Source organism: Flavobacterium sp. 40-81 (assembly GCF_001898245.1).
GTDB lineage: Bacteria > Bacteroidota > Bacteroidia > Flavobacteriales > Flavobacteriaceae > Flavobacterium > Flavobacterium inviolabile.
This window is the reverse complement of sequence record NZ_MKTM01000009.1, coordinates 1-25,506: the sequence shown is the minus strand read 5'-3', so window position 1 is coordinate 25,506 and position 25,506 is coordinate 1. Positions and strand designations below refer to the sequence as shown.

At 41.2% G+C, this 25,506-nt stretch carries 24 protein-coding genes and 1 pseudogene; 15 read left to right on the top strand and 10 right to left on the bottom strand.

Annotation, left to right across the window (positions count from 1 at the left end):
- The first annotated feature begins 48 nt into the window (after positions 1 to 48).
- The 15 genes from BGO42_RS02245 to BGO42_RS02175 all read left to right on the top strand — a co-directional run bounded on the left by BGO42_RS02245 (position 49) and on the right by BGO42_RS02175 (position 17,198).
- Positions 49 to 2,040 (top strand): TonB-copper family protein, encoded by a 1,992-nt coding sequence (locus BGO42_RS02245; protein ID WP_273245693.1) that lies wholly within the window; start codon positions 49 to 51, stop codon positions 2,038 to 2,040.
- A 135-nt stretch (positions 2,041 to 2,175) separates the two neighbouring features.
- The gene (locus BGO42_RS02240; RefSeq protein WP_273245692.1) at positions 2,176 to 2,583 is read left to right on the top strand and encodes a c-type cytochrome; all 408 of its coding nucleotides are present in this window, start codon (positions 2,176 to 2,178) and stop codon (positions 2,581 to 2,583) included.
- Positions 2,576 to 3,898, top strand: a complete 1,323-nt coding sequence (locus tag BGO42_RS02235; protein WP_273245690.1) for a cbb3-type cytochrome c oxidase subunit I — start codon at positions 2,576 to 2,578, stop codon at positions 3,896 to 3,898. Before BGO42_RS02240 ends, BGO42_RS02235 begins: the two co-directional genes overlap by 8 nt.
- An 87-nt stretch (positions 3,899 to 3,985) precedes the next feature.
- Entirely contained in the window at positions 3,986 to 5,785 is a 1,800-nt protein-coding gene (locus BGO42_RS02230; RefSeq protein WP_273245688.1) for a hypothetical protein, read from the top strand.
- Positions 5,786 to 6,022: 237 nt separating this feature from the next.
- Positions 6,023 to 6,412: a group III truncated hemoglobin gene (locus tag BGO42_RS02225; RefSeq protein WP_273245687.1), complete on the top strand. Its 390-nt coding sequence runs from the start codon at positions 6,023 to 6,025 to the stop codon at positions 6,410 to 6,412.
- 18 nt (positions 6,413 to 6,430) lie between these two features.
- A complete protein-coding gene (gene azu, locus BGO42_RS02220; RefSeq protein ID WP_273245685.1) occupies positions 6,431 to 6,955 on the top strand; it encodes an azurin in 525 nt (174 codons plus the stop codon).
- 100 nt (positions 6,956 to 7,055) lie between these two features.
- Positions 7,056 to 9,254: a nitric-oxide reductase large subunit gene (locus tag BGO42_RS02215; protein ID WP_337955187.1), complete on the top strand. Its 2,199-nt coding sequence runs from the start codon at positions 7,056 to 7,058 to the stop codon at positions 9,252 to 9,254.
- Between the two features lie 87 nt (positions 9,255 to 9,341).
- Positions 9,342 to 10,274, top strand: coding sequence for a quinolinate synthase NadA (gene nadA, locus BGO42_RS02210; protein ID WP_177734518.1), 933 nt, complete (start codon positions 9,342 to 9,344; stop codon positions 10,272 to 10,274).
- A gap of 11 nt (positions 10,275 to 10,285) precedes the next feature.
- Entirely contained in the window at positions 10,286 to 11,800 is a 1,515-nt protein-coding gene (gene nadB, locus BGO42_RS02205) for an L-aspartate oxidase (protein ID WP_273245682.1), read from the top strand.
- A 19-nt stretch (positions 11,801 to 11,819) separates the two neighbouring features.
- Complete coding sequence (gene ric / locus BGO42_RS02200) at positions 11,820 to 12,551, top strand: iron-sulfur cluster repair di-iron protein (protein WP_273245681.1); 732 nt, start codon at positions 11,820 to 11,822, stop codon at positions 12,549 to 12,551.
- 18 nt (positions 12,552 to 12,569) lie between these two features.
- Positions 12,570 to 14,705: a ribonucleoside triphosphate reductase gene (locus tag BGO42_RS02195; protein ID WP_273245679.1), complete on the top strand. Its 2,136-nt coding sequence runs from the start codon at positions 12,570 to 12,572 to the stop codon at positions 14,703 to 14,705.
- Entirely contained in the window at positions 14,674 to 14,850 is a 177-nt protein-coding gene (nrdD, locus tag BGO42_RS02190) for an anaerobic ribonucleoside-triphosphate reductase (protein WP_177734522.1), read from the top strand. Before BGO42_RS02195 ends, nrdD begins: the two co-directional genes overlap by 32 nt.
- Positions 14,792 to 15,508 (top strand): anaerobic ribonucleoside-triphosphate reductase activating protein, encoded by a 717-nt coding sequence (locus BGO42_RS02185; RefSeq protein ID WP_273245677.1) that lies wholly within the window; start codon positions 14,792 to 14,794, stop codon positions 15,506 to 15,508. Before nrdD ends, BGO42_RS02185 begins: the two co-directional genes overlap by 59 nt.
- Before the next feature lie 32 nt (positions 15,509 to 15,540).
- The gene (locus tag BGO42_RS02180; RefSeq protein WP_273245675.1) at positions 15,541 to 16,752 is read left to right on the top strand and encodes a hypothetical protein; all 1,212 of its coding nucleotides are present in this window, start codon (positions 15,541 to 15,543) and stop codon (positions 16,750 to 16,752) included.
- The gene (locus tag BGO42_RS02175; RefSeq protein WP_273245674.1) at positions 16,749 to 17,198 is read left to right on the top strand and encodes a CopD family protein; all 450 of its coding nucleotides are present in this window, start codon (positions 16,749 to 16,751) and stop codon (positions 17,196 to 17,198) included. Before BGO42_RS02180 ends, BGO42_RS02175 begins: the two co-directional genes overlap by 4 nt.
- Positions 17,199 to 17,259: 61 nt before the next feature.
- Here the strand turns inward: BGO42_RS02175 and BGO42_RS02170 are convergent, their stop codons facing one another.
- The 10 genes and pseudogenes from BGO42_RS02170 to BGO42_RS02125 form a co-directional block, all read right to left on the bottom strand.
- The gene (locus BGO42_RS02170) at positions 17,260 to 18,537 is read right to left on the bottom strand and encodes an alginate export family protein (protein ID WP_273245672.1); all 1,278 of its coding nucleotides are present in this window, start codon (positions 18,535 to 18,537) and stop codon (positions 17,260 to 17,262) included.
- Between the two features lie 3 nt (positions 18,538 to 18,540).
- The gene (locus BGO42_RS02165) at positions 18,541 to 19,143 is read right to left on the bottom strand and encodes an SCO family protein (RefSeq protein WP_273245671.1); all 603 of its coding nucleotides are present in this window, start codon (positions 19,141 to 19,143) and stop codon (positions 18,541 to 18,543) included.
- 10 nt (positions 19,144 to 19,153) lie between these two features.
- Entirely contained in the window at positions 19,154 to 19,975 is an 822-nt protein-coding gene (locus BGO42_RS02160) for a formylglycine-generating enzyme family protein (RefSeq protein WP_502686354.1), read from the bottom strand.
- A 15-nt stretch (positions 19,976 to 19,990) separates the two neighbouring features.
- A pseudogene (locus BGO42_RS02155) lies at positions 19,991 to 20,308 on the bottom strand (c-type cytochrome); the annotation flags it as partial.
- A gap of 120 nt (positions 20,309 to 20,428) precedes the next feature.
- A complete protein-coding gene (gene nirK, locus BGO42_RS02150; RefSeq protein ID WP_273245669.1) occupies positions 20,429 to 21,901 on the bottom strand; it encodes a copper-containing nitrite reductase in 1,473 nt (490 codons plus the stop codon).
- A 355-nt stretch (positions 21,902 to 22,256) separates the two neighbouring features.
- Positions 22,257 to 22,694 (bottom strand): hypothetical protein, encoded by a 438-nt coding sequence (locus BGO42_RS02145; RefSeq protein ID WP_273245667.1) that lies wholly within the window; start codon positions 22,692 to 22,694, stop codon positions 22,257 to 22,259.
- A gap of 353 nt (positions 22,695 to 23,047) precedes the next feature.
- Positions 23,048 to 23,596 (bottom strand): hypothetical protein, encoded by a 549-nt coding sequence (locus tag BGO42_RS02140; RefSeq protein ID WP_273245666.1) that lies wholly within the window; start codon positions 23,594 to 23,596, stop codon positions 23,048 to 23,050.
- 87 nt (positions 23,597 to 23,683) lie between these two features.
- Positions 23,684 to 24,058 (bottom strand): hypothetical protein, encoded by a 375-nt coding sequence (locus BGO42_RS02135; RefSeq protein ID WP_273245664.1) that lies wholly within the window; start codon positions 24,056 to 24,058, stop codon positions 23,684 to 23,686.
- 68 nt (positions 24,059 to 24,126) lie between these two features.
- Complete coding sequence (locus tag BGO42_RS02130; protein WP_273245661.1) at positions 24,127 to 24,579, bottom strand: hypothetical protein; 453 nt, start codon at positions 24,577 to 24,579, stop codon at positions 24,127 to 24,129.
- Positions 24,557 to 25,506: RHS repeat-associated core domain-containing protein (locus BGO42_RS02125; protein WP_286748604.1), on the bottom strand; the 950-nt coding region annotated here is incomplete at its 5' end. The genes BGO42_RS02130 and BGO42_RS02125, both read right to left, overlap by 23 nt.

The window sequence follows — 25,506 nt, the reverse complement described above, 5'->3', positions numbered from 1 at the left end:
CAGCAGGCTTCCTCTTGGGTATGGCCTGCTGCTTAAAATTCATTCCTTATGAAAATTATCCTCACGCTATTTGCTGTTGTCTTTTCAGCGGGCTGTTTTGCGCAGCACAGTCAGACAGACAGCATAACACCGGTATATATTAACGAGGTTATTATTATCGGTAAAAAAACACCTTTATATCAGAAACAGCCCAAATCATTAACCAGTACCGAAGATTACCTGTTACAGTCCTCAAAAGTAAACATGGTAAAAAGAGGTGCCTATGCCTGGGAACCATTTCTGAATAATATGGCTACGGAAAGAACCGTTATTACAATAGACGGTATGCGCATCTTTGGTGCCTGTACCGATAAAATGGACCCGGTTACCTCCTATGTTGAGGTTTCCAATCTTTCGGAAGCCAGTATAACTTCTGGACAGCTTGGAAGCTGCCACGGACCAACCATAGGCGGAGCAATCGATTTAAAAAGAGCCGACCGCTATAAAGGTTACCAGGGCTGGAATACGATGCTGCATACCGGCTATGAAACCAACAATAAGCATAAAATTGCCGGAATGAACACCGGCTATAAAGACAGCCTCTGGTATGTAAATGCCGATTTTATGCTGCGTGATGCCGGTAATTATAAAGCCGGTAATAATGTGGAAGTTCCTTTTTCACAGTTTACCAAATACAATCTCTCCGGTACTGCCGGCTATCAGTTTGCCAAAAGACAGCTGGTGGAAGGTTCGGTAATTTATGATAAGGCTGTCAATGTGGGCTATCCGGCTTTGCCGATGGATGTATCGCTGGCACAGGCAATCATCACTTCTTTACGTTACCGGTATACTCCCGTTTCGGATTATTTCTCCGAATGGGAAACCAAAGCCTATTTTAATTCGATTGTCCATAAAATGGACGATACCAAACGACCGGTAGTGCCGATACACATGGACATGCCGGGCTGGTCGGACACCTATGGTTTGTACTCTAAGTTAAAAGGGAAATTCAACCGACAGCAGTTTGCCGTTAACCTCAATGCCTATTATAACCGTTCGCTGGCAGAAATGACGATGTATCCGGCCAATCCGTCAGAGAATATCATGTTTATGTACACCTGGCCCGATATCCGTACGCAGTACACCGGACTATATTTAGAAGATAAAATTGCGGTAAACAGTCATTCCGATATTACAATAACAACCGGTATTGGCATACATACCAATAAAGTTGCCGATAAATCCGGGTTGCAGAGTCTTCAGATTTTTTATCCGGAAATGAACGAAACCAAAAGCCGGATTTTAAAAAGTTTTGCTGTAAACTACCAGCACCGTATGACTAAAATAGAATATGGTTTAGGATTAGGCTATGGCGAAAGAGCGCCGTCTGTTTCGGAAGCTTACGGGTTTTATTTATACAACAGTAATGATTTTTATGATTATATCGGGAATCCCGGTTTAAAGAATGAAAGATCATTTGAAGCCAATGGTCATATCCGTTATCAGAATAAAAACCTGAGCGGAAAACTGAGCAGTACGTTTTTCTATATTAAAGATTATTATATCGGGGAAATCAATCCGGCCATACTCCCCATGACCATCGGGGCAAAAGGCATCAAGATCTATAATGCGCTGGAACATGCCCTGATCTTTAATACCGATTTGGAACTGGAATATACCTTCACCACATCTCTAAAATGGAAAAATCAGCTGGCATACAGCTATGGACAGGATGCTTCAAACCGGAATCTTCCGTTTATCAGTCCTTTGCGTTATAAAAGCAGCTTTCTTTTTACCCGGGGTGATTTCAATCTAAACCTTATTGCTTCCGGTAATGTTGCCCATACAAATTTTGCGGCATTCTATGGTGAAGCAACCACACCGGACTATTGCATTTTTACCGTTAATTCCGGGCAGTCATTCCGTTTGGGCAGTACTAAAATCAACCTGCAGGCTGGAGTTGAAAACATCCTGGACAAATATTACACAACTTATTCCGACTGGAACGGGATTCCGCGTTTGGGAAGGAACTTTTTTATAAATGCTTCTTATTCATTTTAGTACACGCCAATAGTTTCTTTTTATTATTAATGCCGATTATGACTAAAATCATGTTTTTAAAAAAATAATGCTGTTAGCTTGCGTCCCGATGCGATCCGGCAAACGGATTATTCTATGCCTTAAAATGACGAACCTATGTTAAGTGATTCTCAAAAAACAATACTGTTTGGCTTACTGTTTTTCTCTTTTATATTTTACTCCTTCCGGCTGTATGACAACCGGCATACGCAATCCGGCAGCAACAATGTACTGGCAGATAACGGCAAAAAAATATGGCAGCAGAAAAACTGCATTGCCTGCCACCAGATTTACCAGCTGGGCGGCTACCTGGGGCCGGATTTGACCAATACCTATTCTGTAAAAGGTCCGGAATATATCGAAGCCTTCTTGAGAAGCGGTACTGTGGTCATGCCCGATTTTAAATTGAACCGGACAGAAATAACAGCATTAATTGCCTATTTAAAGCAAATTGATGCCAGCGGTTCCTCCGACCCAAGAACCTTTACGATTAAAAATAACGGAATGATTGAACAAGATGAATAGTAGTAAAAAATTTCTAATTGCGGGATTATTCCTTTTAGTGGCAGGACTGTTGTTTGGTATTACCGGAACCCTGCAATATTGTATACCCGGTTTTTTAAAAGCCGGTCTTTCCTTCGAAAAAATACGGCCTTTGCATGTTTCTTCCGTGCTGTTCTGGATTATTTTAAGCGCTGTGGGCAGTGTTATCAATTATCTCCAGGAACATTCCGGACGGGAAATACGCTTTCCGGTACTGGTAAAAATTCAATTCTGGATTTTTGTGCTAACCATACCGGTCATACTGTGCTCCTACCTGTTCGGCTATTTTGGCGGCAGGGAATATTGGGAATTCCACCCGGTGCTGGCAATACCGATAGTAACAGGATGGCTGCTCTTCCTGATTCACTTTTTCAGTACGCTGAAATCACTGAAACAACAACCGGTATATGTCTGGATGTGGTGCACCGGAATTGTATTCTTCCTGTTTACCTTCCTGGAATCCTATTTGTGGCTTATTCCGTATTTCCGGAATAACATCATAACGGATATGACCCTGCAATGGAAATCCTACGGATCGATGGTAGGCTCCTGGAACATGCTCATTTACGGCTGCAGCATTTACCTGATGGATAAAATCAGCGGACATCAGCAGTACAGCTTTTCCAAAACGGCATTCCTGCTGTACTTTTTAGGACTATTCAATTTAATGTTCAACTGGGGGCACCATATCTATTCGCTGCCTACCCATTCCTATATCAAATACATCAGTTATGCCGTGAGCATGACCGAATTGCTGATTTTAGGCCGTATCATCTATAACTGGAAAGCCACTTTGAGCACTGCCAAAAAACACATCCATTATTTATCCTACCGCTTTCTGTTAGCTGCTGACGTCTGGGTCTTCCTGATGCTGGCACAGGCGATACTCATATCCGTTCCAGCTATAAACCTGTACACACACGGTACCCACATCACGGTTGCCCATACTATGGGAGCGACAATCGGTATCAATACCATGCTGTTATTCTCCTTTGTATATGATATTTTCGGGACAAAAAAAGGAACTATCCATTCCAAAAAACTGTTCGATTACGGTTATATGATGGCCAACATTTCGCTTTTTATTTTCTGTCTGTCCTTAATCATAGCGGGCATACTTCGCTCCAAATGGCAGATGAATCCCGATCAGCCTGCTTTTAGTACTATGATGCAACAGCTCAGTCCGTTTTATATCCTTTTTTGCGTTTCCGGAATTACGCTGGCAGCAGGATTCTTCCTGATACTGTATCATTTAATCCGGAATACCGGAAATAACGCTAAAAATCAGCTTTTTTAAAAAATAAAATGCGCTTAATGACTTTTATCAGGTTTTAAAACAAATACATTTAAAATCTTTGCTCCTTTTTAAAACCAATATATTTATATGACTTCAAACCAACTCCACACTTTTCATATTCCGGTTATGGGGCTCGCCTATACTATTGACAGCCCGATAAAAGTAGCAAAATATGGAATCGCATCGGTTATATCCGTGATGGATGATGACCTGATTGAAAGGATGAATGCCTTTTACAGTGCGAAATTCAACTTTCCGTACCAGGAAATCACCCAAAAAATGTTCGATTTTCGTGCCCACCGCATTACTTCCTACTTAAACCTGGTTGATAAAATTGTTAAACAAAAACTGGAACAACTCAAATCGGAACTTCTCGAAAGTAAAGTCGTAATGGACGAATATATCGCGATGCTTCCGGACAGTTCCAAAATAAAAAAGGAACTACAGGAACTGCTTAAAAACGGCAGTGTCCTTAAAGAACAGCTGAAAAGTTTTATTGATAAAAAACTGAAAGCCGGCGCTATTGATGTCAACATCATGACCAAAGTGGATAAGGATAACTTTGTCCGAAACAAACAGCTGCCAATAGAGTTTAACGATGCCCATGCGGCCTTACGCGGATTTGCCAACAGTGAACTCGAATCGTCTGTTGTGCTTTCTGCAGGAATGAACCCGAGGCTGTATAGCTATTTTGAACAGTTTGCAGACTTTTATCCCAACAAGCATCAGGTTATCAAAAAGAAAATCATCCTTAAAGTAAGCGATTTCCGTTCGGCAATGATACAAGGCAGTTTCCTGGCTAAAAAAGGCTTATGGGTTTCGGAATACCGCATCGAATCCGGTTTAAACTGCGGCGGACATGCCTTTGCGACCGACGGTTATCTTCTGGGTGCCATCCTCGAAGAGTTTAAAACCAAGAAAGCAGAACTCATACAGGCCACCCACGAATTGTTAAGCAAGGCTTTATTGCAAAAAGGGAAGAACGTACCGGAACAACCGCTGGAACTACGCATCACGGTTCAGGGCGGCGTTGGAACAGGTGAAGAACATCAGTTTTTACTGGATCATTATAATGTAGATTCTGTGGGCTGGGGTTCTCCGTTTTTATTGGTTCCCGAAGCAACTACTGTTGATGCTGCAACCCGCGAACTGCTCAGCAAGGCTACAGAAGCCGATTTGTTCCTCAGTAACATATCGCCTTTGGGCGTTCCTTTCAACAGCATAAAAGGAACTACCAATGACGCCTTTCGCGAAAGCCGTATTCTGAAAGGAAAAGCCGGAAGTGCCTGTCCTAAAAAATACCTGGTTTTAAACAAAGAATATTCCGAACAGGGATTGTGCACGGCATCCAAAAAATACCAGGAATTCAAATTAAACGAACTGGAACGGCAAAAAGAAGAACTTTCCCGGGAAGCTTACCATACCCGTTTTACCGAAATAACGGAAAAATCATGCCTTTGCGTGGGATTATCAAATGCCGCTTTGCTTGACAATAAAATGGATGTAAAAGGCGAACCACAGGGCGTTATCATCTGTCCGGGACCGAATATGGCCTATTTTTCCGGTGATGTATCACTTTTCAGAATGGTACAGCACATTTACGGAAAGGACAACATACTCCCGCCAAATCAGGAAAGACCGCATTTCTTTATTAAAGAACTGCGAATGTATATTGACTATTTTAAAAAAGAAACCAGTACCCTGCTCCGCAACACGCTGAACACTAAAAATAACAAACTGGATAAATTCCACCAGAACCTGATGGAAGGCATACGCTATTATCAGGATCTGTTTACAAACCAGGAACATTACTTTATGGCTGACAAAAACAATATATTACATGAATTAGCCGCCATTGAAGCCGAAATAACAACATATAGCCATTAATTGCTCTTTATAAAAAGGCTGTCCGTAATACGTGACAGCCTTTTTGATTTCAGATTTTTTTCTATTGCCCTTTGCCTTTTTGCCCATTGCCTTTTACTTCCCCCTTTTGCTCATTGCCCTTTGCCCTTTACTTCCCCCCGATAATTTCCGGTTATATGATTATAATCATAAAATGAAGGTATACAATCATAATACCTTTACCATACACTAAAGTTAAAACCTTAAGAATCTTATTATATGATACGGGAAATTTTGACGCTTGAAGACATCCGGTTATTAGTAGATACTTTTTACGACAGAATCCGCAGCGATGCAATGCTGGGCAGCATATTCAATACCGTTATCGGGAACAACTGGGACCAGCATCTGAAAAAAATGTACCGTTTCTGGCAGACCATCTTACTGGACGAACACACCTATTCCGGCAGCCCCTTTCCGGTACACCTCAAACTAGCACTAAACAAAGAACATTTCGAACAATGGGTCGCTGTTTTTACGGCAACCGTAGACAGTCTTTTTAAAGGTGAAAAAGCCATGGAAGCAAAATGGCGGGGAGAAAGAATGGCGGCGGTATTCAATGCCAAAATAGCACATCATCAAACTGAAAATCAAAACTTTAATCAATAACAATCAAAACAATTTATAATGAAAAGAACATTTAGTCTATCCGTTGTTGTAACAGCTGTACTTTTTTCACTTATCGCCTGTGGCGGAAAAGAAACCAAAGAGGCAAATACTGAAGAAGAAACCGTTACAGAAGAAACCGTTACCGAACCGGAAACAGCTGCTCCGGCAGCAGGAAATACACTGAATATAGAAAGTACCGATCAGATGCAGTATACCACCAATGAATTAAAGGCCACTGCCGGTACCATCACCCTTACTTTAAAACATAACGGAAAAATGGAAAAATCGGTAATGGGTCACAATCTGGTGATCTTAAAACCGGGTACCGATATTGCTGCTTTTGCACAAAAGGCTGCCGAAGCCAAAGCTACCGATTACATTCCTGAATCGGAAAAAGGCAGCATCATTGCCCATACCAAAGTTATTGGCGGCGGTGAAAGCGATACCATAGAATTTACAATAGCCGAAAAAGGAACCTATGACTTTATCTGTTCGTTCCCGGGGCATTATGCCGTGATGAAAGGGAAACTAATTGTCGAATAAGGCTCCGTGATAGTCATCCCGGATTAATCCAAGTTATTATATATCTAAAAAGAATATTGTGAATAAAGAAAAAAAACTATGGATCGGATTTGCACTTGTCATGAGTATCTCCTTTGCCATTTTAGGATATTATGGTTATGAAATATACCAAGAGTCACCTCCCATACCGGACAAGATAATTGCTGACGATACTACCGTCATATTTACAGGTCAGCAAATCAAAGACGGCCAGAATATATGGCAAAGTATGGGTGGTCAGGAGGTTGGTACGGTCTGGGGGCACGGTGCATACGTAGCTCCCGACTGGACCGCCGACTGGCTCCACAAAGAAGCGGAATTTATTTTAAATAAATATGCTCAGGCAGATTACCATAAAACATTTAATACCTTAAACGATGAACAGAAAGCCGCTTTAAAAATCCGGTTACAGGCCGATGTTCGTAAAAACACTTTTGACAAAAATACCGGTACAATTACCATTTCAGCAAACAGGGTCGCTGCCATTGCCCATCTGAGTGAATACTATAAGGGATTGTTTATGGATGATCCCGAATTTGATAAGCTCAGAGCAGATTATGCCATTCCAAAAATGGCAATCAGGGATCCGGAAAGAATGCATAAAATGACAGCATTTTTCTTTTGGGCTACCTGGGCTACCGTAACCGAAAGACCCAATGCCAAAGTGTCCTATACCCACAACTGGCCTTCGGAAGAATTAGTAGGCAATGTCGCCACCAAAGACCTGTTGGTCTGGTCCGGTGTGAGTATCATCCTGCTCCTTTTCTGTATCGGAATCCTGATTTTTTATCATGTTAAATCCGGAGAAACCGAAGAACTGGAAACCCCGGCGCAGGATCCTTTACTAAAACAGGGAATGACACCGTCTATGTACCGGATTAAAAAGTACTTCTGGATCGTCAGCCTGTTAATTGTCCTGCAGGTTGTAATGGGTGTTATTACCGCACATTATGGTGTTGAAGGCAACGGATTCTTTGGTATCCCGATCGATAAAATACTGCCTTATGCCGTTACCCGTACCTGGCATACACAGCTGGCAATTTTCTGGATTGCAACGGCCTGGCTGGCAACAGGACTTTATATTGCTCCTGCCGTTTCCGGTAAAGACCCAAAATTTCAGGTATTCGGAGTCAACTTCCTGTTTTATGCCCTGTTACTGATTGTACTGGGTTCGATGGCCGGGCAATGGATGGGGGTCATGCAGAAATTAAACCTGATCGATAACTTCTGGTTCGGACACCAGGGATACGAATATGTCGACCTGGGACGATTCTGGCAGGTATTCTTACTGGTCGGACTGTTTTTATGGCTGGCATTGATGATCCGGCCGTTATTACCGGTTTTAAAGAAAAAAACCGAAGAAAAGAATCTGATTATCATGTTCCTTATTTCCTGTACGGCCATTGCTTCATTTTATGCAGCCGGCTTAATGTGGGGAAGACAGACCAATCTGGCTATTGCCGAATACTGGCGTTGGTGGGTTGTACACTTATGGGTAGAAGGATTTTTTGAAGTTTTCGCAACCGTCGTAATCGCTTTCTTATTCGTAAGACTGGGCTTGCTAAAAACGAAAACGGCGACTTTAAACGTTCTTTTCTCAACCATCATTTTTATGACCGGCGGAATTTTAGGAACCTGTCACCATTTATATTTTTCAGGTACTCCTACAGCCGTTATGGCGTTTGGAGCCACCTTTAGTGCGCTGGAAATCGTACCGCTGGTTTTAATCGGTTATGAAGCCTTCCACAACTATAAACTTTCCAAATCGACCGAATGGATCCGCGATTATAAATGGCCGATCTATTTTATGATCGCTGTAGCTTTCTGGAATTTCTTAGGCGCAGGGGTATTCGGATTCATCATTAACCCTCCTATTGCGCTGTATTATGTACAGGGCTTAAATACCACTCCTTTACACGGACATACAGCGCTATTCGGAGTATACGGTATGCTGGGCATCGGGTTAATGCTGTTTGTACTGAGAAGCCTGTACCGCCATGAACAATGGGATGAAAAACTGATGAAATTTATTTTCTGGTCAACCAATATCGGCCTTTTATTAATGGCTTTACTAAGCTTACTGCCTATCGGAATCTGGCAGGCTGTAGAAAGCATTGAAAAAGGAATGTGGTATGCCCGTTCGGCAGAATTGATGCAACAACCCGGAATGGTAACATTAAAATGGCTCCGGGCTATCGGTGACACCATTTTCGGATTCGGTGTGCTGGCCCTGTGCTGGTTCGTCTTTACGCTTACTTTTAAAAAGAAAAAAGCAGTATAAGTCTTTTAGTGGGGATATCCGGAACGCTTTCAGTAATACAAAATGAAAGTACTGTTTCCGGATCTTCCCAATTAAAATAACAACAGTATGAATAAATCATTTTTAATCGCTGAAATAAACCGGTTACGCAAAGAAAAAAATGCGGTAATTCTGGCACATTATTACCAGCACAACGATATTCAGGAAATTGCCGATTTTGTGGGCGACAGCCTTGAACTATCCAAAAAAGCTTCCGCTACCGATGCGGCAGTCATTGTATTTGCAGGAGTGCATTTTATGGCCGAAACAGCAAAAATTTTAAACCCCGATAAAAAAGTACTCTTACCGGATGCCGATGCCGGTTGTTCTCTCGCCGACAGCTGTAAACCGGAAGATTTTAAAAAATTAAAAGAACAATATCCCAACCACACCGTTGTGACCTATATTAACTGCTCTGCCGAGATCAAGGCACTGAGCGACATTGTGTGTACGTCATCCAATGCTAAAAAAATTATTGCCTCAATCCCCGAAGAACAAAGTATTCTCTTTGCGCCCGACAGGAATCTGGGCAACTATCTCCGCAAGGAAACCAACCGGGATTTACTGCTCTGGGACGGTTCCTGCATTGTTCACGAAGCCTTCTCTTTTGATAAACTTGTCGCCCTCTATACCAAAAATCCAACCGCTAAAATAGTAGCCCATCCGGAATCTGAAAGCCATATTCTGAAAACAGCCCACTATATCGGTTCGACCTCCGGGATACTGCATTATATAAAAAACGATCCATCACTAATTTTTATCGTCGCCACGGAAGCCGGTATCCTGTACCAGCTTTCAAAAGAAGTTCCGGAAAAAACACTTATTCCCGCACCATCACAGGAAGACAATACCTGTGCCTGCAGTGAATGTGCTTTTATGAAAATGAATACACTGGAAAAATTATGGCTGTGCCTGAAAAATGAAAGCCCGGAAATAACGATTGACGAACCGTTACGAAACAAAGCTTTACAGCCCATACGCAAAATGTTGTCCCTTTCATAAATGTTTTAAAAATGGAAAAAACAGACATACTCATCATAGGCTCCGGGCTGGCAGGTTTATTTCTGGCCATCAAAACGGCTCAGAAACGCCCGGATCTTTCCATTGTTATCATGACCAAATCCCTGGCCGATACCGGAAATACCCGTTATGCTCAGGGCGGAATCGCCACAGTGACCGATCTGGTAAACGACAGCTACGAACAGCACATACAGGACACCCTGAGTGCCGGTGGCGGCTGTTGCAATGAAAAAATTGTCCGCATGGTCGTTCAGCAGGCTCCGGACAGAATAGAAGAACTACTCACTATGGGCATTGCTTTCGATACAAAACCGTCCGGAATCTGGGATCTGGGACTGGAAGGCGGGCATTCCCGCAACCGTATACTGCATCATAAAGACATTTCCGGACTGGAAATAGAACGGAAATTACTGGCGGTAATCCCTCAATTACCCAACATCCGGTTACTGGAAAACCAGCTGTGTGTTGACCTGAGTACCGAAAAAGACAAAACGGATCAGGAATATTGTTCCGGTGTTTTTTATTTTAATAAAACCAGACACCGCATCAAACATATCCGGGCAAAATCCATTGTACTGAGTACCGGTGGCTGCGGTCAGCTTTTTAAAAATACCACCAATCCGGAGGTTGCCACCGGCGACGGTGTTGCCATGGCCTATCGTGCCGGGGCGGCAATTGAACAGCTGCACTACATACAGTTCCATCCTACTGCGCTTTATGAAGCAAACAAACATCCTTTTTTCCTGTTATCGGAAGCATTGCGAGGTTTCGGTGCCTATATTGTGGATGAAAACCAAAAGCGTTTTCTTTTTAAATACGACACCCGCGGCGAACTCGCCACGCGGGATATCGTATCGCAGGCCATCAATAGCGAACTGGAAAAAACCGGCAAAAAACACGTCTATCTCGATTGCAGACACCTTGATTATGACGCATTCTACCGGCACTTCCCGACCATCACCGATTATTGCCGCACTATCGGGTTAAATCCTCAGGAAGACCTGATTCCCGTGGTACCGGCAGCACATTATCAGTGTGGCGGTATAACCGTCGACCAGCATTCCCGGACAACGGTTAAAAACCTGTATGCCATCGGGGAATGTTCCTGTACCGGATTGCACGGCAAAAACCGCCTAGCGTCCAATTCGCTGCTGGAAGCCCTTGTATTTGCCCATCAGGGATCGGAACACATTTGCAAGTCCATTGATACCATTGCTTTTTCATCCCTGATCTTTATGAATAAGCAGCAGTCCGTTTTACCGGACAATCCTGATTCCGGATTTGCTGTGTTAAAAGAAGAATTGCAGCAGGCTATGACTGCTTTTTATACCGATAAAGAAGCCAAAACAGCATTAAATACCATCAAACAGCTTAAAACCACAGCCGACCAGATTAACAGTAAGCAGAAGATCACACCGTCTTTTATCGAACTGATCAACATGCTTACCGTAGCCTCTTTAATTGTCGAACAAACCAAACATTCTAAAAACGTCACCCAACTGACTTAATAATTATATTTTTTCAACTATGGAAGCCAATACTAAAATAACTATCGGAGAAATTGTTGCTCAGGATTTCAGAACTGCAGCCTTATTCTCAAAATACGGAATCGATTTCTGCTGCAAAGGGCACCGCACTTTGGAAGAAGTCTGTACTAAAAAAAGAATCGACCAGGACATGCTTCAGGACGAACTCGAAACGATCCTGAGTAATAATGAATCGGAATCCATTGATTACCGTTCCTGGCCTCTGGATTTATTAACCGATTATATTGAAAAAACCCATCACCGGTATATCACCGAAAAAACGCCGGTATTACTGCAGTTTCTGTCTAAATTGTGCAAAGTACACGGCGAAAGACATCCGGAACTGTTTGAAGTAAATACGCTCTTTTCCGAATCAGCAGGCGATCTGGCAGCACATCTGAAAAAAGAAGAACTGATCCTTTTCCCGTTTATCCGGAAAATGGTCAATGCACAGCTCTACCACCATCCTATCGAGCAGCCGCATTTCGGCAATGTCGAAAATCCGGTAGCCATGATGAAAGAAGAACACGATACCGAAGGGGAACGCTTTCGCAAAATTGCAGCAATAACCAATAACTATACCCCGCCTGCCGATGCCTGCAATACATACCGGGTAACCTTTGCCATGCTGGAAGCCTTCGAAAATGACCTGCACAAGCACATCCATCTTGAAAACAATATCCTTTTTCCGAGAGCGATTGCACTGGAAAAAAATTTTGAATCCTATACCTAACCACCAAACAGCGCCAGTATGAAAAAGTATGTCATCAAACGAAACGGTATTTACGAACACTTTGAAAGCTTTAAAATAAAGGACGCCATCCAAAAGGCCTTTCACAGTGTTTCCCAAACTTTTGATCCGGATATTTACGATTCGGTATTGCTGCTGCTGCAACAGAAAAACTTATGGGCGGTAGAAGACATTCAGGACAGCATTGAAAGAGCGCTATTTGACCGGGGCTACTTTGATGTCATGAAATCCTTTATGGTGTATCGGCATACGCGAAAATTACAACGCGAACACATTAACGGACTCAATGACGATACTACTTATGTAAACAGTACCCAAACGATAGAAGAATACATCATGCAGACCGACTGGCGCATTAATGCGAATGCCAATACATCCTATTCCAATGCCGGGCTGGTTAACAATACCGCCGGGAAAATCATTGCCAATTACTGGCTGGACAAGGTTTATTCCAAAGAAGAAGGATATGCCCACCGCAACGGTGACCTACACATACACGATCTGGACTGCCTGACCGGGTATTGTGCCGGCTGGAGCCTCAGGGTTTTACTTGATGAAGGTTTTAACGGTGTTCGCGGCAGGGTTGAAAGCAAAGCACCTTCCCATTTCCGGGAAGCGTTGGGGCAAATGGCAAACTTTTTAGGGATTCTACAGAGCGAATGGGCCGGTGCCCAGGCATTCAGCTCGTTTGACACCTATCTGGCACCCTATGTTTTTAAAGACCAGCTTTCTTTTGACGACGTGCTGAAAGCGATCCGCAGCTTTGTTTACAACCTGAATGTTCCGGCACGCTGGGGACAATCGCCGTTTACAAACATCACGTTGGACTGGGTTGTTCCTGCCGATTTAAAAGAGCAGATCCCTACCAAAAACGGGCTGCACCTGTTTACCGCATTAGAAAACGAAAAGCTGAACCGTCTTGCCGGCGAAAGGAAAGCCGGAAAACTTACAGACATGACCTACGGGCATTTTCAGCAGGAAATGAATCTTATTAATAAAGCTTATTATACGGTGATGACCGAAGGCGATGCCAACGGTCAGCCGTTTACCTTCCCGATCCCGACCGTAAACATTACGGAAGATTTTGACTGGGAAGGAGAAAATACCGGACTGCTGTTTGAAAACACTGCCAAAATAGGTTCTTCCTATTTTCAGAACTTTATCGGCAGCCAGTATATGACCGATGCTGACGGAAACAAAATTGAAAACCCAAATGCTTACAAGCCCAATGCCGTACGCAGTATGTGCTGCCGCCTGCAACTGGACCTGAGAGAGCTTTTAAAACGCGGTAACGGCCTTTTCGGCAGTGCCGAAATGACCGGCAGTATTGGCGTGGTTACGATCAATATGGCACGTCTGGGCTACCTCTATCAGGGCGATCAGCAGAAATTGTATGAACGCCTGGACGAACTGCTGTTAATAGCAAAGACTACGTTGGAAAAGAAACGGGCTTTTATCCAGCAAATGTTTGACCGCGGTCTGTATCCGTATACCAAAAGGTACCTGACGCATTTCCGGAATCATTTTTCGACTATCGGTGTGAACGGTATGAATGAAATGATCCTGAATTTTACCGCGCAGCAACAGGATATTACCAGTGCTTCCGGAATACGGTTTGCTTCGGAAATACTGGATTACATCCGGAGCCGGATGACCGCCTTTCAGGAAGAAACCGGCAATCTGTATAATCTTGAAGCCACACCGGCAGAAGGAACGACCTATCGTTTTGCCAAAGAGGATAAAAAGCGTTTTCCGGACATCATCCAGGCAGGACAGGGAGAAAATATTTATTATACCAACAGTTCACAGCTTCCGGTGAGCTATACCGAAGATCCGTTTGAGGCGCTGCTTTTACAGGATTCCCTGCAATGCAAATATACCGGCGGTACCGTACTGCATTTATACATGCGGGAAAAAATCAGTACCCCGGAAGCCTGTAAAAACTTTATAAAAAAAGTACTTGTCAATTTTAAACTTCCTTATATCACGGTAACACCGGTTTTCAGTATCTGCCCGGTACACGGTTACCTGAACGGGGAGCACGAATACTGTCCGAAATGTGACACACAACTATGGGAAGCATATCAACTTAATTCAACAATATATGAAAACACAACAACAGTTTCTGGAAAGTGAACCGGACAAAAGAAGTAAATGTCTGGTTTATACAAGAGTAATGGGCTACCACAGACCGGTAGAAAGTTTTAATATAGGAAAAAAAGGTGAACACCAGCAACGCACACATTTCAGCGAAAGTAAGACCAAAAGGACCGATCTATAATATCACGCCTTTTACCTTACTGGATTACCCGGATAAATCAGCCTGCATCGTTTGGTTTGCAGGCTGTAATATGCGGTGTTTGTATTGTTATAATCCTGAAATTGTACTGGGAAAAGGCACACTGGATTTTGAGGATATTTACCGCTTTCTCGAATCCCGGAAAGGACTGCTGGACGGCGTTGTACTCAGTGGCGGTGAATGTACGCTGCACCGTCATCTCCATATTTTTATTACTACAATCAAAGCTATGGGATTTGCAGTAAAGATTGACACAAACGGCTCTAATCCGTTGTTATTAAAACAATTACTACAACATCACTTAATTGATTATATCGCATTGGATTTTAAAGCATTACCCAACCAATTTCAGCATATTACCCAATCGGATTTATTTTCAGATTTCGAACAATCATTATCATTATTACTCACTGCCGGAATACCTTTTGAGATCCGGACGACGGTACATTCGGATCTGATACCGGAATCGGATTTTATCCGGATGGTTCATTATCTGGAAGAAAAAGGATATACCGGAAATTATTATATACAGCATTATATGAATAATGTCCCAACGCTGTCAAAACTGGATGTTTCACAAATCAAATTAAAAAAAGAAAACTTTTACAGCTCGAAAATCTGCCTTATTTTTAGAGAATAGTTCTCCCTGCTGTCCATCAAAAATAATCTGAAATGAAAAAAAGCTGGTTTATTGTCTGCCTTATTAATTTTTTCATAGCTTCCCTCATGGGGGCTTTTCTCCGGCTTTCCCAGCTAACCCCGCTGCCTTTTGATTATACTTTCCTGCTGCACGGGCATTCCCATACCGCTATATTAGGATGGCTGTATCTGGTGCTGTACGGATTATTACTACATCATTTTGTACCGGAAGAAGAACGGGAAAAACCGTATTATAACCGCTTATTCTGGCTGACACAAGGTTCCGTTTTCGGAATGATGGTCAGCTTCCCGATCCAGGGTTATGCCCTGTTTTCAATATTTTTCTCGACAGCTCATATCTTTTGCAGTTACTGCTTTTGTTATAAAATCTGGAAAGAGCAAAAAAGCCAATCCACTTCCGGCCGGAAACTGCTGAAAGCTGCTCTTGTGTTTATGCTTGTATCCACTGCGGGTGTGTGGTCACTGGGAATCATCGGCGCTACGGGTGTTAAAAATCCTGCCGTATACCAATCGGCAATACAATTTTTTCTTCATTTTCAGTTTAACGGCTGGTTTCTCTTTGCTGTACTGGCATTGTTATTCAATCAGCCTGACAGCAACGATGCCGCCCACATTAAAAAATTCCGTTATTTCTTTAACCTGCTCATCCTGGCAACCATACTAACATTAGGATTACCGCTAAACTGGTATTTTCCGAATGCTGTATTGTACTGGTCGAATGCCGCCGGAGTACTGTTGCAGTTTATTGCCTTATTGCTTTTTTATCAGCTTTGCCGCATTCCTTTGCTGCGCTATCTTCAGGACAAACCGTTCCTTATCCGGTTACTGGCTGGTGTTGGCCTGATTTCTTTATTGCTGAAAATTGCCCTGCAGTGCTTTACGATATGGAATGAAATAGCCGAAGCTTCCCATTATATCCGGAATTTTACCATTGGTTTTATCCACCTCCTTATGCTCGGGATCATCAACAGTGCCGTTTTTCTGTTTGCAGCAGCAAATCCTGCCTTAAATTTTTTAAACAATAAAAAAAGCCAACTTGGGCTTTTCCTATTCTTAAGCGGGTTTCTGGCTACAGAAATACTTCTTTTTTTACAGGGCAGCTATTTCTTTTTCGGCAAAGGAGCCATCCCCAATTATACGGTACTCTTATTTAGTTTTTCACTGCTGCTGCCTTTAGGATTAATAGTATTGCTTTTAAAAACCCTCAAAAAAAACAAACCATGAATTACCATCATCTTATATTGATCGTTCATCTTCTTGCTGCCTGCATCTGGGTAGGCGGTCACCTGCTGTTGTGCCTCCGGTTCCTGCCACAGGCCATAAAAGAGAAAAAACCGGAGATCATTACCACTTTTGAAAAAAAATATGAAGCCATCGGTATGCCGGCTTTGCTGTTACTGCTGCTCAGCGGACTCTGGATGGCTTTTGATTTCGGAATTCCGGTAAAGCAGTGGTTTACTTTTTCCAGTCCCATAGAACGCGTAATCTCTGCCAAATTGCTGTTACTGCTGCTTACGTTCCTGTTTGCCTTATGTGCCCGTTTTTTTGTTATCCCAAAGCTGAATAAAGACAACCTGAACGTGATGGGACTGCTTATCATTTGTGTTACACTAACCGGAATGGCAATGCTGATATTGGGCTCTACAGTGCGATACGGCGGGATTCATTAAAATAGAAATGCCCCGGTAGGATTAGTCGATAATCCTACCGGGGCATTTCTGCGGCACAGCATTATTTTGCCGTTGTGAATATTCTGGGATTGATTTTTATCATAAGCCAGGCCCAGTTGTTATCCAGTCCTTTATTTCCTGATTTTAAAACTTCCAGTGTGCCGGAACCGAACATCTGGGAATAACCACCGGTAATGGTTATGTCCTTCTGGAGGGCATACGCTGCCGTAATGTCTATTTCGGTACCCAGATAGGAATCCATTTTTTCGGTTGTCTGCTGCGGATCAAGTACCGTTGCCGCCGTCATAAAAAGATGCGGCATCATGTTGAACTGCCACTTATCCTGCGAATATCCCAGTTTCAGAAATACATCCTGCAAGCCCACTGTATTTTTATAGTTCCCTACATAGAAGTAATCCATAAAACCGTTAAAACCGTGGTTGGTTCCGAATATCGGGTTAAACGATTTGTTCTTTGCATCCGTATTGTCCTGTCCGGTACCGGAAAGGTATTCATAACCGGCTCCAATGCTTACTTTACTGGTCAAGGCATAATTAAGCGTAAGCCCTGCATAAAAGGCACGAACCGTCGCATTATCCGTTGCCATTCTCGTTTTTCCGGTTTGTCCGTACAAGCCTAAATCTGCCGTGATACCGCTCTTTTTATAGGACAGATACGTTCCGAAGGTCTGCAGGTTGTTTTCCCGTAATTCGGTTGGAGCTGCTTCATACTGAAAGCCCGTATTCAGAAACAGCAAACTCATTCCCAGTGCGTCAAATGTGGTGTGGTACCAGGCATACTGCATGTGCTTGTAACTTGTTGTGTACAAGTCGCGGTACAGTTTTTCGGCATCCGAATTTAAGGCAAAACCCAAATCCAGCTGGTGCCGGTCCGGTTTAAAAGAGATCAAAAGGGCATCATGGCTTTGCCCCTGCTGTGCCCAATCGATCTCACCCATTATCCTCTGATTGTCATAGGACAGTACCTGCCTGCCCAATTTTACCGACCATTTGGGGTTTAGTGTATATTGCGCCCAGGCTTCATAAAGGGCTATCCCGTTTTTATCGGACACGGCCGTTGTGGGCACATCTCCCCAGACTCTGATATTCTGCAGGGTTACTACCGCTTTTAATTTTTCGTGCCGGTAATTTAAATTCAAACGGGACCGCTGGGACACAAACGAAGTGGGCAGTGTCCCGTCCTTCATCAGCTCTTTAAAGCCGTTGCGGTACTCATAACGCGGTCTTAACTGTATATTCGCGTCAAATTCCTGGGCACAGGCGCCCGAGCCTATTATTAAACTGAATAACAAGCCTGTTTTTTGTACTAATTTCATCATGGTTTAATGGTGTTTTGCTGCCTCAGCAATAATGTTACGAACCGTTTCGTCATAGCTGACGCCAAGTCCTTCCTGCTGAAAAGTTAATTCTCCGCCGGTGTTAAAAACACTGATGATGTTAGAATGTGAAAAGTCCACAGGCGTTATCTTTTTATAGTTTACCGCCAGTACCGCTGCAAATTCCCGGGTATTTTCTTCCGTTGACCGAAGAAACAGCCATTGCTCCCCTTCCATTTTGTTTTCTTTTGCAAATGCTTTTAATCGTTTGGGCGTATCGGTTTCGGGGTCGATACTCACCATAATCAGTGTGACATCCTTTTTGATGTTTTCCGGCAGCCGCTGCTCGATATGCCGCATATCTGCTATTAATCTGGGACAGGCGGCCTTACAGGAAGTATAGATCATGACCATGACCAGAACTTTTCCTTTAAGGTCTTTCATTTCGATCTCTTTATTGTCCTGAGTGGTCCATCTGGAAGGCAGGTTATAGATGGAAAGTCCGGAAAATTCCCCGGCTTCCGAAAGTCTTTCCGGGGTTTGTTCCTGGGAATTACAATGTTGTATCCCGGTAAGGATTATCAGTAATCCTAACAGTATTTTTTTCATTTTGTTTGCTTTATTGTTCCGTTAAAAAAGTTGTTGTACTTTTTATCAAATCTTTTTCAGGGGCTATATCCCGGGCACATCGAAATCCCAGGTTTCGTGTTGAATAATTCGCTTTTAAACTGCCCCGGAAGGCATATCGCATAAAAGCAGCATAATTCATCAGGTCGGTTGCATTTACAGCACCGCTTCCGCAAAACAAACTGGTATCGGTGTCCTTGTCTTTTCTGGACTCGCCGGAAAGCAGTATGCTGTTAAAATCGGAGGTCCATTCCCAAATCAGACCGTGCATATCGTAAACGCCCCAATAGTTCTTAAAGGTCTGCCCTATGGCATTGTTATACGTTTTTGACTTTTCATACCAGCTCAGTATGTATTTGTTGTATTCTTCTCTTGTACGGGCATCTGCTTTTTGTTCATCTGCCATGGCTACATATTCCCATTCGTCCATTGTGGGCAGGCGTTTTCCCTGGCATTCACAATATTTTTTTGCGGCAAACCAGGAAACATTGGTCACAGGAGCATCACTTTTATTCGCACCGTAATCAAAATCATTTTTCCAGTAGGATAAATAGCTTTTATCGGCAAAAATGGCTTTAATTCCGGAACGGGTATATTCCTGTTTCCGGTTTACGAAATTCAGATATTCGGCATTGGTTACCGGATAAACATCTATTTTAAAAGAGGAAACAGCTACCGGTTTTTCGGTGGTAGCACCATAAAGGGGAACAAAAGTCCCCCCTTTTATGGTTACCATTTTTGTTTCCTGTGCATTCAGGAATACGGTTATAAAACCGATTATAAGACTGACAACAATTCTATCGGGCTGATACATGGCTGTTTTTTTACTTTATTTTTTACCTCGCTGTGCTTTGACCATTTCCGGGCTGACCTTTTTACCGCTGTTGCCCCAGTTGCCGTACACATAGGTCAAAACATCTGCAACCTGCTCATCTGTCAAGCCTTGTGATGTCATCATTGCATTGTACTTTTTACCGTTTACCGTTATCTCACCGCTCAGTCCGTTAAGAACTGTCCGGATGGCACGATTAGCGTCTTTATTCAGATAATCCGAATTTGCCAGTGGCGGAAAAGCACCGGGTACGCCCTGACCGTTAGCCTGATGGCAGGCAATACAGGTCTTGGCATAGATACTTTTTCCTTTATTGGCATTTTGCATATTGCTTTTTGCTGCAGTTTCTTTTACCGGAGCTGTAAAAGCGGTCAGACCAATTGTAAAACAAGCGATCACGACTCCTGCTATTACTTTTTTCATGATTTTATTCTTTTATTCGTGGATATCTTTTAGTTTTTGTGCCGGTTTGCTTCGTTCGGCTTTTACCATTGCTGTGGTTACATTGGTTTTATTATTGCCCCAATTGTTGTACACATACGTCAGTACATTGGCAATCTCATCGTCTGTCAGGTTCTGGCTGGTCATCACGCTGTTGTATTTTTTACCGTTTACCGTTATTTCGCCTGTCAACCCGTGCAGTACTGCATTAATTGCTCTTTTTGTATCGGCATTCAGGTAATCTGATTTGGCCAATGGCGGAAAGGCGCTTGGGATGCCCTGTCCTTCAGACTGATGGCAGGCAAAACAGGTTCTGCCATAGATTTCTTTACCGGCTTTAAGTTTTTCGTCCAGTGTTTTGGGAGCAACCGCTTTGGGTGCGTCTTTTTCTTTAGGCATATTCTGGATCGTTCCACCTTCCGGTAAATAGATTCCTTCCTGTACCGTTCCCGAATAGACGTTTTTATCCTGCTCGCCTTCTACTTTCAGCATACCTAAAGCTCCTTTGTTAAACGCCCTGAAAATGGAATGGTCCACCAGGATAAAGGTACCCGGAACATCAACCTTAAATTCAACAATTGCAGCACCTCCGGCCGGTATTAAGGTGGTCTGTACATCTTTATTGATAACACTTCCGCCTTCGAGGTGTACTTTATCGAAAATTTCCCCGATCACATGGAAAGACGATACCAGGTTCGGTCCGCCGTTACCCATATAAATACGGACAGTTTCTCCTTTTTTTGCCGTAATAGCATTGTCCCCGGTTATAGCGCCTACTTTACCGTTAAAAACAACATAGTCCGGTTGTTCCTTGATTGCTTTTTCCATATCGAAAGGCTGGGTTCCCTGATCGCCATAATTTCCTTTGGTGTAGAAATCACCCTGCATTACATAGTATTCCTTGTCTACCGGAGGTAATCCGCCTTCGGGCTCCACCAGAATTAACCCATACATACCGTTGGCAATGTGCATACCCACCGGAGCTGTAGCGCAGTGGTAAACATATAGCCCCGGATTCAGGCATTTGAAGTTAAATACTTTTTCATGTCCCGGAGCGACTAAAGAAGAGGTTGCACCTCCACCCGGTCCTGTTACTGCATGCAGGTCGATATTGTGCGGCAGCTTGTTATCGGGATGGTTTTTTAAATGAAACTGCACTTCGTCTCCAATACGGGTTCTGATAAAACTTCCCGGAACAGAACCGCCAAAGGTCCAGTAAACATATTTCACCCCGGCAGTCATTTCGCCTTCCAGTTCCTTGATTTCCATGTTTACAATCAGTTTTGTTGCTGCACGGTTGCCTATAGGCTTGGGTACAAACGGCGGTGAAGTGAGTTCTGCAACCTGTTCTCCTACTACTTTAATTTTTGTCGGATCGCCTGGTGATTTGTCCCTAAATGATAACAAACCGATTGTAATTGTTGTTATTACCAACAAACTCACCACAATTTTTAATTTGATTTTCATGTCTAATGATTTTCGTTTAACTTAATTTGTCAGGTAAAGTTATGCTCTTGCTTACCGCTTTATTATGATTCCAGTCATGCCCGAAAAAAATAATATTCAGTACACTAATTGGTCATAATACTTACCGTTATGGTAAAAGGGGAAGTGATTATCGGACCGTAAAATCAGGTCTGATAATGGTTAGGTAAACAAATAAAAATCAGAGAATGATGCGTAACAGCAGTATATACAAAAGGATGGAAATTATTCCATCCTTTTTTGTATCTTAAATACCGTTGAAGGGCAGTTATAAATCCGCACTATCAAGTGCAAATCAAATCATATAAATAAACTACCGGTAATGCATTTAATAAAACTATTTGGTTTCAATTAAAATGATAGGGTTATTAGCTGTTATAAATTGTAGATTTTCTTTAAACCCAATGAATAATAATTCTTCCTTATAACTATTCGTCCCAGATGTAAATAGTTTTTTTCCATCATTTGTTATCTCAAAATTAAAATCACAATATTTATCCTTAGTAGTTTTAATTCTACAAGCTTTAAACTTCCCGTTTTCATTTATATAAAACATTGAATCTATCTTACTATTTATAACTAAACTCCTTTGCTGATAATTCTTTATGACCAAATACAGATTATTTAATTTCCGTTCATAAATTTCAAACTGTTCAATTGTGATGGCACTACCATCACTATAAAAGATGAATTTACCACCATTTTTATCATTGCAACTATTTAAAATAAGTATACAAATTATCCCAATAATGTATTTCACTTTATTTCCCAACATAGTTATAATATTTAATTGATTTAACTTCTGAATTATTAATAGCCTTTTGAATCTTCATGGCATCGTCCAATTTATACACACCGGCTTTAAATTGAATACCTTCTTTCGAATAAACATGTGGGGTTCCATCATTTGACTTCCCATAGGGCAACATAAATTTCATTTCCCACTGCCCATAGTCATTTCTATATGATTGTCGTAAATATTGTCCAGATAGTATAAGGATCAATAGAATATCTAAGGGTTATTCAATGGATAACCAATAAGACAAAAACATCTGATTTCTCTGCCAACTGTAGGTCATAATTTCATCTTCTGTTATTGCTTTCCATTATGAAAATATAATATAAACGCTATTTAATCATAATACTTTTAAATGAATCAAGTAAGATGTTCTGATCAGCTTCATTAAGGTTTTTACCTGAAATTGTTAAACTATTATTGTCTTTAAGGTTGCTGAAATGGATCCCAATTCCACCTTTTCCAGCAATCTTAGGAACTTTAATTTTTCCAGTAATTTTATTGATTGTATCATAATAGTAATACTCTTTTAAAAATGTACCCTGTGCTTGATCTATTTCTGGCTTCTTTGAGTAATATAAACCTGTAATATCCATTCCTGATGATTTAAATTCTTTTATTTCTTCATAAGAGAATACCTTATTAGTTTCATCAAACTTTTCTGAATATTTTCCATAGTCACTAAATATAGAATCCCCATTTTTAGTAATAATTAAAAAAACATGTGAATCTATCCCTTTGAGTTCAACTTTACGCCAGCTTTGAGGAATATCCATTGTATATTGATCAAAATCAGTTTTTTTGTTATAATCTGTACCTGTACATCCTATAAAATTTAAAACGCTTAGAATAAATGATGTTTTTATTATACTTTTTTTCATAATAATATTAGGAGATATAATATTCAATCTTATTTTTTGGATTAGGCGGTAAACCTTTGGAAAATTGTAGTTTTTCAGTATAAAACATTATCTTTTTACCCACAAATTAATCACTTCTGCAGTATTTTTATTAATTCTTAAATAATAAGTTCTGTCCACTCCTGGTACACCTACTTTCTTAGAAGAAGCGATAATTTCCCATACTTTACCATCTGCTATTAAGTTTACAGTAAAAGGTTTTAATTGTTCAAAATCAATATTCCTGTATTGTTCCTTATAAATTATATCGGCTAATTTCAATGCCATTTCTTTATCTGTAACAATGTCAATTGCATATCGCTCAGTAATCTTTTTAGGAAGATCTGTTACGGGATTGTATAGTTTATCTTTTAATGAACTACATCCATTACAGAATATAGCTATTATAATTATCCAGAATGTTGTTATTGTTATCTTTATCATTATATCAATTATTTAGGTAAAATTCATTTACCCTCCTATTTGGGGCTCCTAAAAACCCTATTACAGGTTTATTGACATTGAGTAATTTTTAGTGTGTCTTTTCCTATTACGAGTCCAATATTTTTCTCCAATGATCTTTCAACTTTTTCGGAAGACCATCTATTATTTTCATCAAAATTATAGTAATTGGTTTCTAATCCTATTGTAATTTCATTATCGTTGATTTCATGGTAATCAATTTTTCTAAAATAAACCCAATCCTCTTTTTTTATTGAATAAAGGATAATATCTTTTAATAATCCAGAGTCTATTTTTTTTATTACTTCATTATTTGAGTCAATAATGATTATTTTCAATAATGATGGACTAAGTGTTAATTCTTTAGCATCATAGGAGATCTTCTTTACACATACAGATTTTGCTTTATCTCTTTGTTTACAGGAAATTATTCCCAAAAAAACGAACATCAATATATATACTATTGAAAAAGAAGAATTTCTAAAAATATTTTTTCTGATCATTTGAGTTTAAGAATTTTAATTGATTATACTTAACATGATTTTTAAATTCAGGAGAAGTTTTTGGCCAACTGGAATCTTGTAGTTGATGTAATGTTGCTCTACTCTCCGGAAAATTATTCATTAATTTAACTCCAAAATAAATTGCATCTGGCATATGCTTACCTCGCTCATGAGAAATTAAGTTTAATACATCATATCCATTGTTTATAACATTCCCTAGTCTACTATAATTAATCTCAATAGCCTTTTCACCTTTTCCCAAATGATTCGAATTTCCCGTTACTCCTCCTAATTTTGTATAGGATAATGCAGACTCCCAACCTCCTTTGGTATCGTCAATTTTTCCAGATTTTAATTCCTTAAGATTATAACCTGCTTCTTGATAATAATGATTATAAATACCTCCGGCTGCCTGAATTCTATCGTCTGCTGCTAATTGCCGAACAGATTTAGAAACCCCTTGAGCAATTCCTTCATTCACTGAACCATCATTATTATAGAATCCTTTAGGGGCATTAAAAGGAGATATTTGTCCACCTAATGTAGTAGTATTCGTGATATAAATAGCCTTATCATTTTTGTTGTCAGAACCTAAATACGTTCCATTTTTGTTAAAATAATCTCCATCATTCTCCATATATTTTTCATTCCTCACCGCCGTAGTCATTTGTATACGGTCATCATAAATATTGGAAGTACTTATGGCCCGCATACCATCCGGATCAATAAAATATACCGGATTGTCCAATGCATAAACGTAAGGCGAAAAACGCCTGGATTTTTCTGCCAGCGGATCGATATTCATCCATCTACCAATCGCAGGATCATAATTCCGGGCACCGTAGTCGTATAGGTTTAATCTTAATTCATGCTGAAATTCTTTTCCGTTATAGCTGTATCGATAAGGGTTTACTATTGCCTTTTTCT

Excerpts from the sequence above, each read along its gene's own strand:
- nadB (WP_273245682.1), top strand. The coding sequence starts at position 10,286 with ATGGAAAAAACAGACATACTCATCATAGGCTCCGGGCTGGCAGGTTTA.
- nirK (WP_273245669.1), bottom strand. The coding sequence starts at position 21,901 with ATGAAAATCAAATTAAAAATTGTGGTGAGTTTGTTGGTAATAACAACA.
- BGO42_RS02165 (WP_273245671.1), bottom strand. The coding sequence starts at position 19,143 with ATGAAAAAAATACTGTTAGGATTACTGATAATCCTTACCGGGATACAA.
- BGO42_RS02130 (WP_273245661.1), bottom strand. The coding sequence starts at position 24,579 with ATGATCAGAAAAAATATTTTTAGAAATTCTTCTTTTTCAATAGTATAT.
- BGO42_RS02230 (WP_273245688.1), top strand. The coding sequence starts at position 3,986 with ATGACTTCAAACCAACTCCACACTTTTCATATTCCGGTTATGGGGCTC.
- BGO42_RS02170 (WP_273245672.1), bottom strand. The coding sequence starts at position 18,537 with ATGATGAAATTAGTACAAAAAACAGGCTTGTTATTCAGTTTAATAATA.
- BGO42_RS02245 (WP_273245693.1), top strand. The coding sequence starts at position 49 with ATGAAAATTATCCTCACGCTATTTGCTGTTGTCTTTTCAGCGGGCTGT.
- BGO42_RS02175 (WP_273245674.1), top strand. The coding sequence starts at position 16,749 with ATGAATTACCATCATCTTATATTGATCGTTCATCTTCTTGCTGCCTGC.
- BGO42_RS02225 (WP_273245687.1), top strand. The coding sequence starts at position 6,023 with ATGATACGGGAAATTTTGACGCTTGAAGACATCCGGTTATTAGTAGAT.
- BGO42_RS02145 (WP_273245667.1), bottom strand. The coding sequence starts at position 22,694 with ATGTTGGGAAATAAAGTGAAATACATTATTGGGATAATTTGTATACTT.
- nrdD (WP_177734522.1), top strand. The coding sequence starts at position 14,674 with ATGAAAACACAACAACAGTTTCTGGAAAGTGAACCGGACAAAAGAAGT.
- BGO42_RS02195 (WP_273245679.1), top strand. The coding sequence starts at position 12,570 with ATGAAAAAGTATGTCATCAAACGAAACGGTATTTACGAACACTTTGAA.
- BGO42_RS02240 (WP_273245692.1), top strand. The coding sequence starts at position 2,176 with ATGTTAAGTGATTCTCAAAAAACAATACTGTTTGGCTTACTGTTTTTC.
- BGO42_RS02160 (WP_502686354.1), bottom strand. The coding sequence starts at position 19,975 with ATGTATCAGCCCGATAGAATTGTTGTCAGTCTTATAATCGGTTTTATA.
- nadA (WP_177734518.1), top strand. The coding sequence starts at position 9,342 with ATGAATAAATCATTTTTAATCGCTGAAATAAACCGGTTACGCAAAGAA.
- BGO42_RS02140 (WP_273245666.1), bottom strand. The coding sequence starts at position 23,596 with ATGAAAAAAAGTATAATAAAAACATCATTTATTCTAAGCGTTTTAAAT.
- ric (WP_273245681.1), top strand. The coding sequence starts at position 11,820 with ATGGAAGCCAATACTAAAATAACTATCGGAGAAATTGTTGCTCAGGAT.
- BGO42_RS02135 (WP_273245664.1), bottom strand. The coding sequence starts at position 24,058 with ATGATAAAGATAACAATAACAACATTCTGGATAATTATAATAGCTATA.
- azu (WP_273245685.1), top strand. The coding sequence starts at position 6,431 with ATGAAAAGAACATTTAGTCTATCCGTTGTTGTAACAGCTGTACTTTTT.
- BGO42_RS02215 (WP_337955187.1), top strand. The coding sequence starts at position 7,056 with ATGAGTATCTCCTTTGCCATTTTAGGATATTATGGTTATGAAATATAC.
- BGO42_RS02235 (WP_273245690.1), top strand. The coding sequence starts at position 2,576 with ATGAATAGTAGTAAAAAATTTCTAATTGCGGGATTATTCCTTTTAGTG.
- BGO42_RS02180 (WP_273245675.1), top strand. The coding sequence starts at position 15,541 with ATGAAAAAAAGCTGGTTTATTGTCTGCCTTATTAATTTTTTCATAGCT.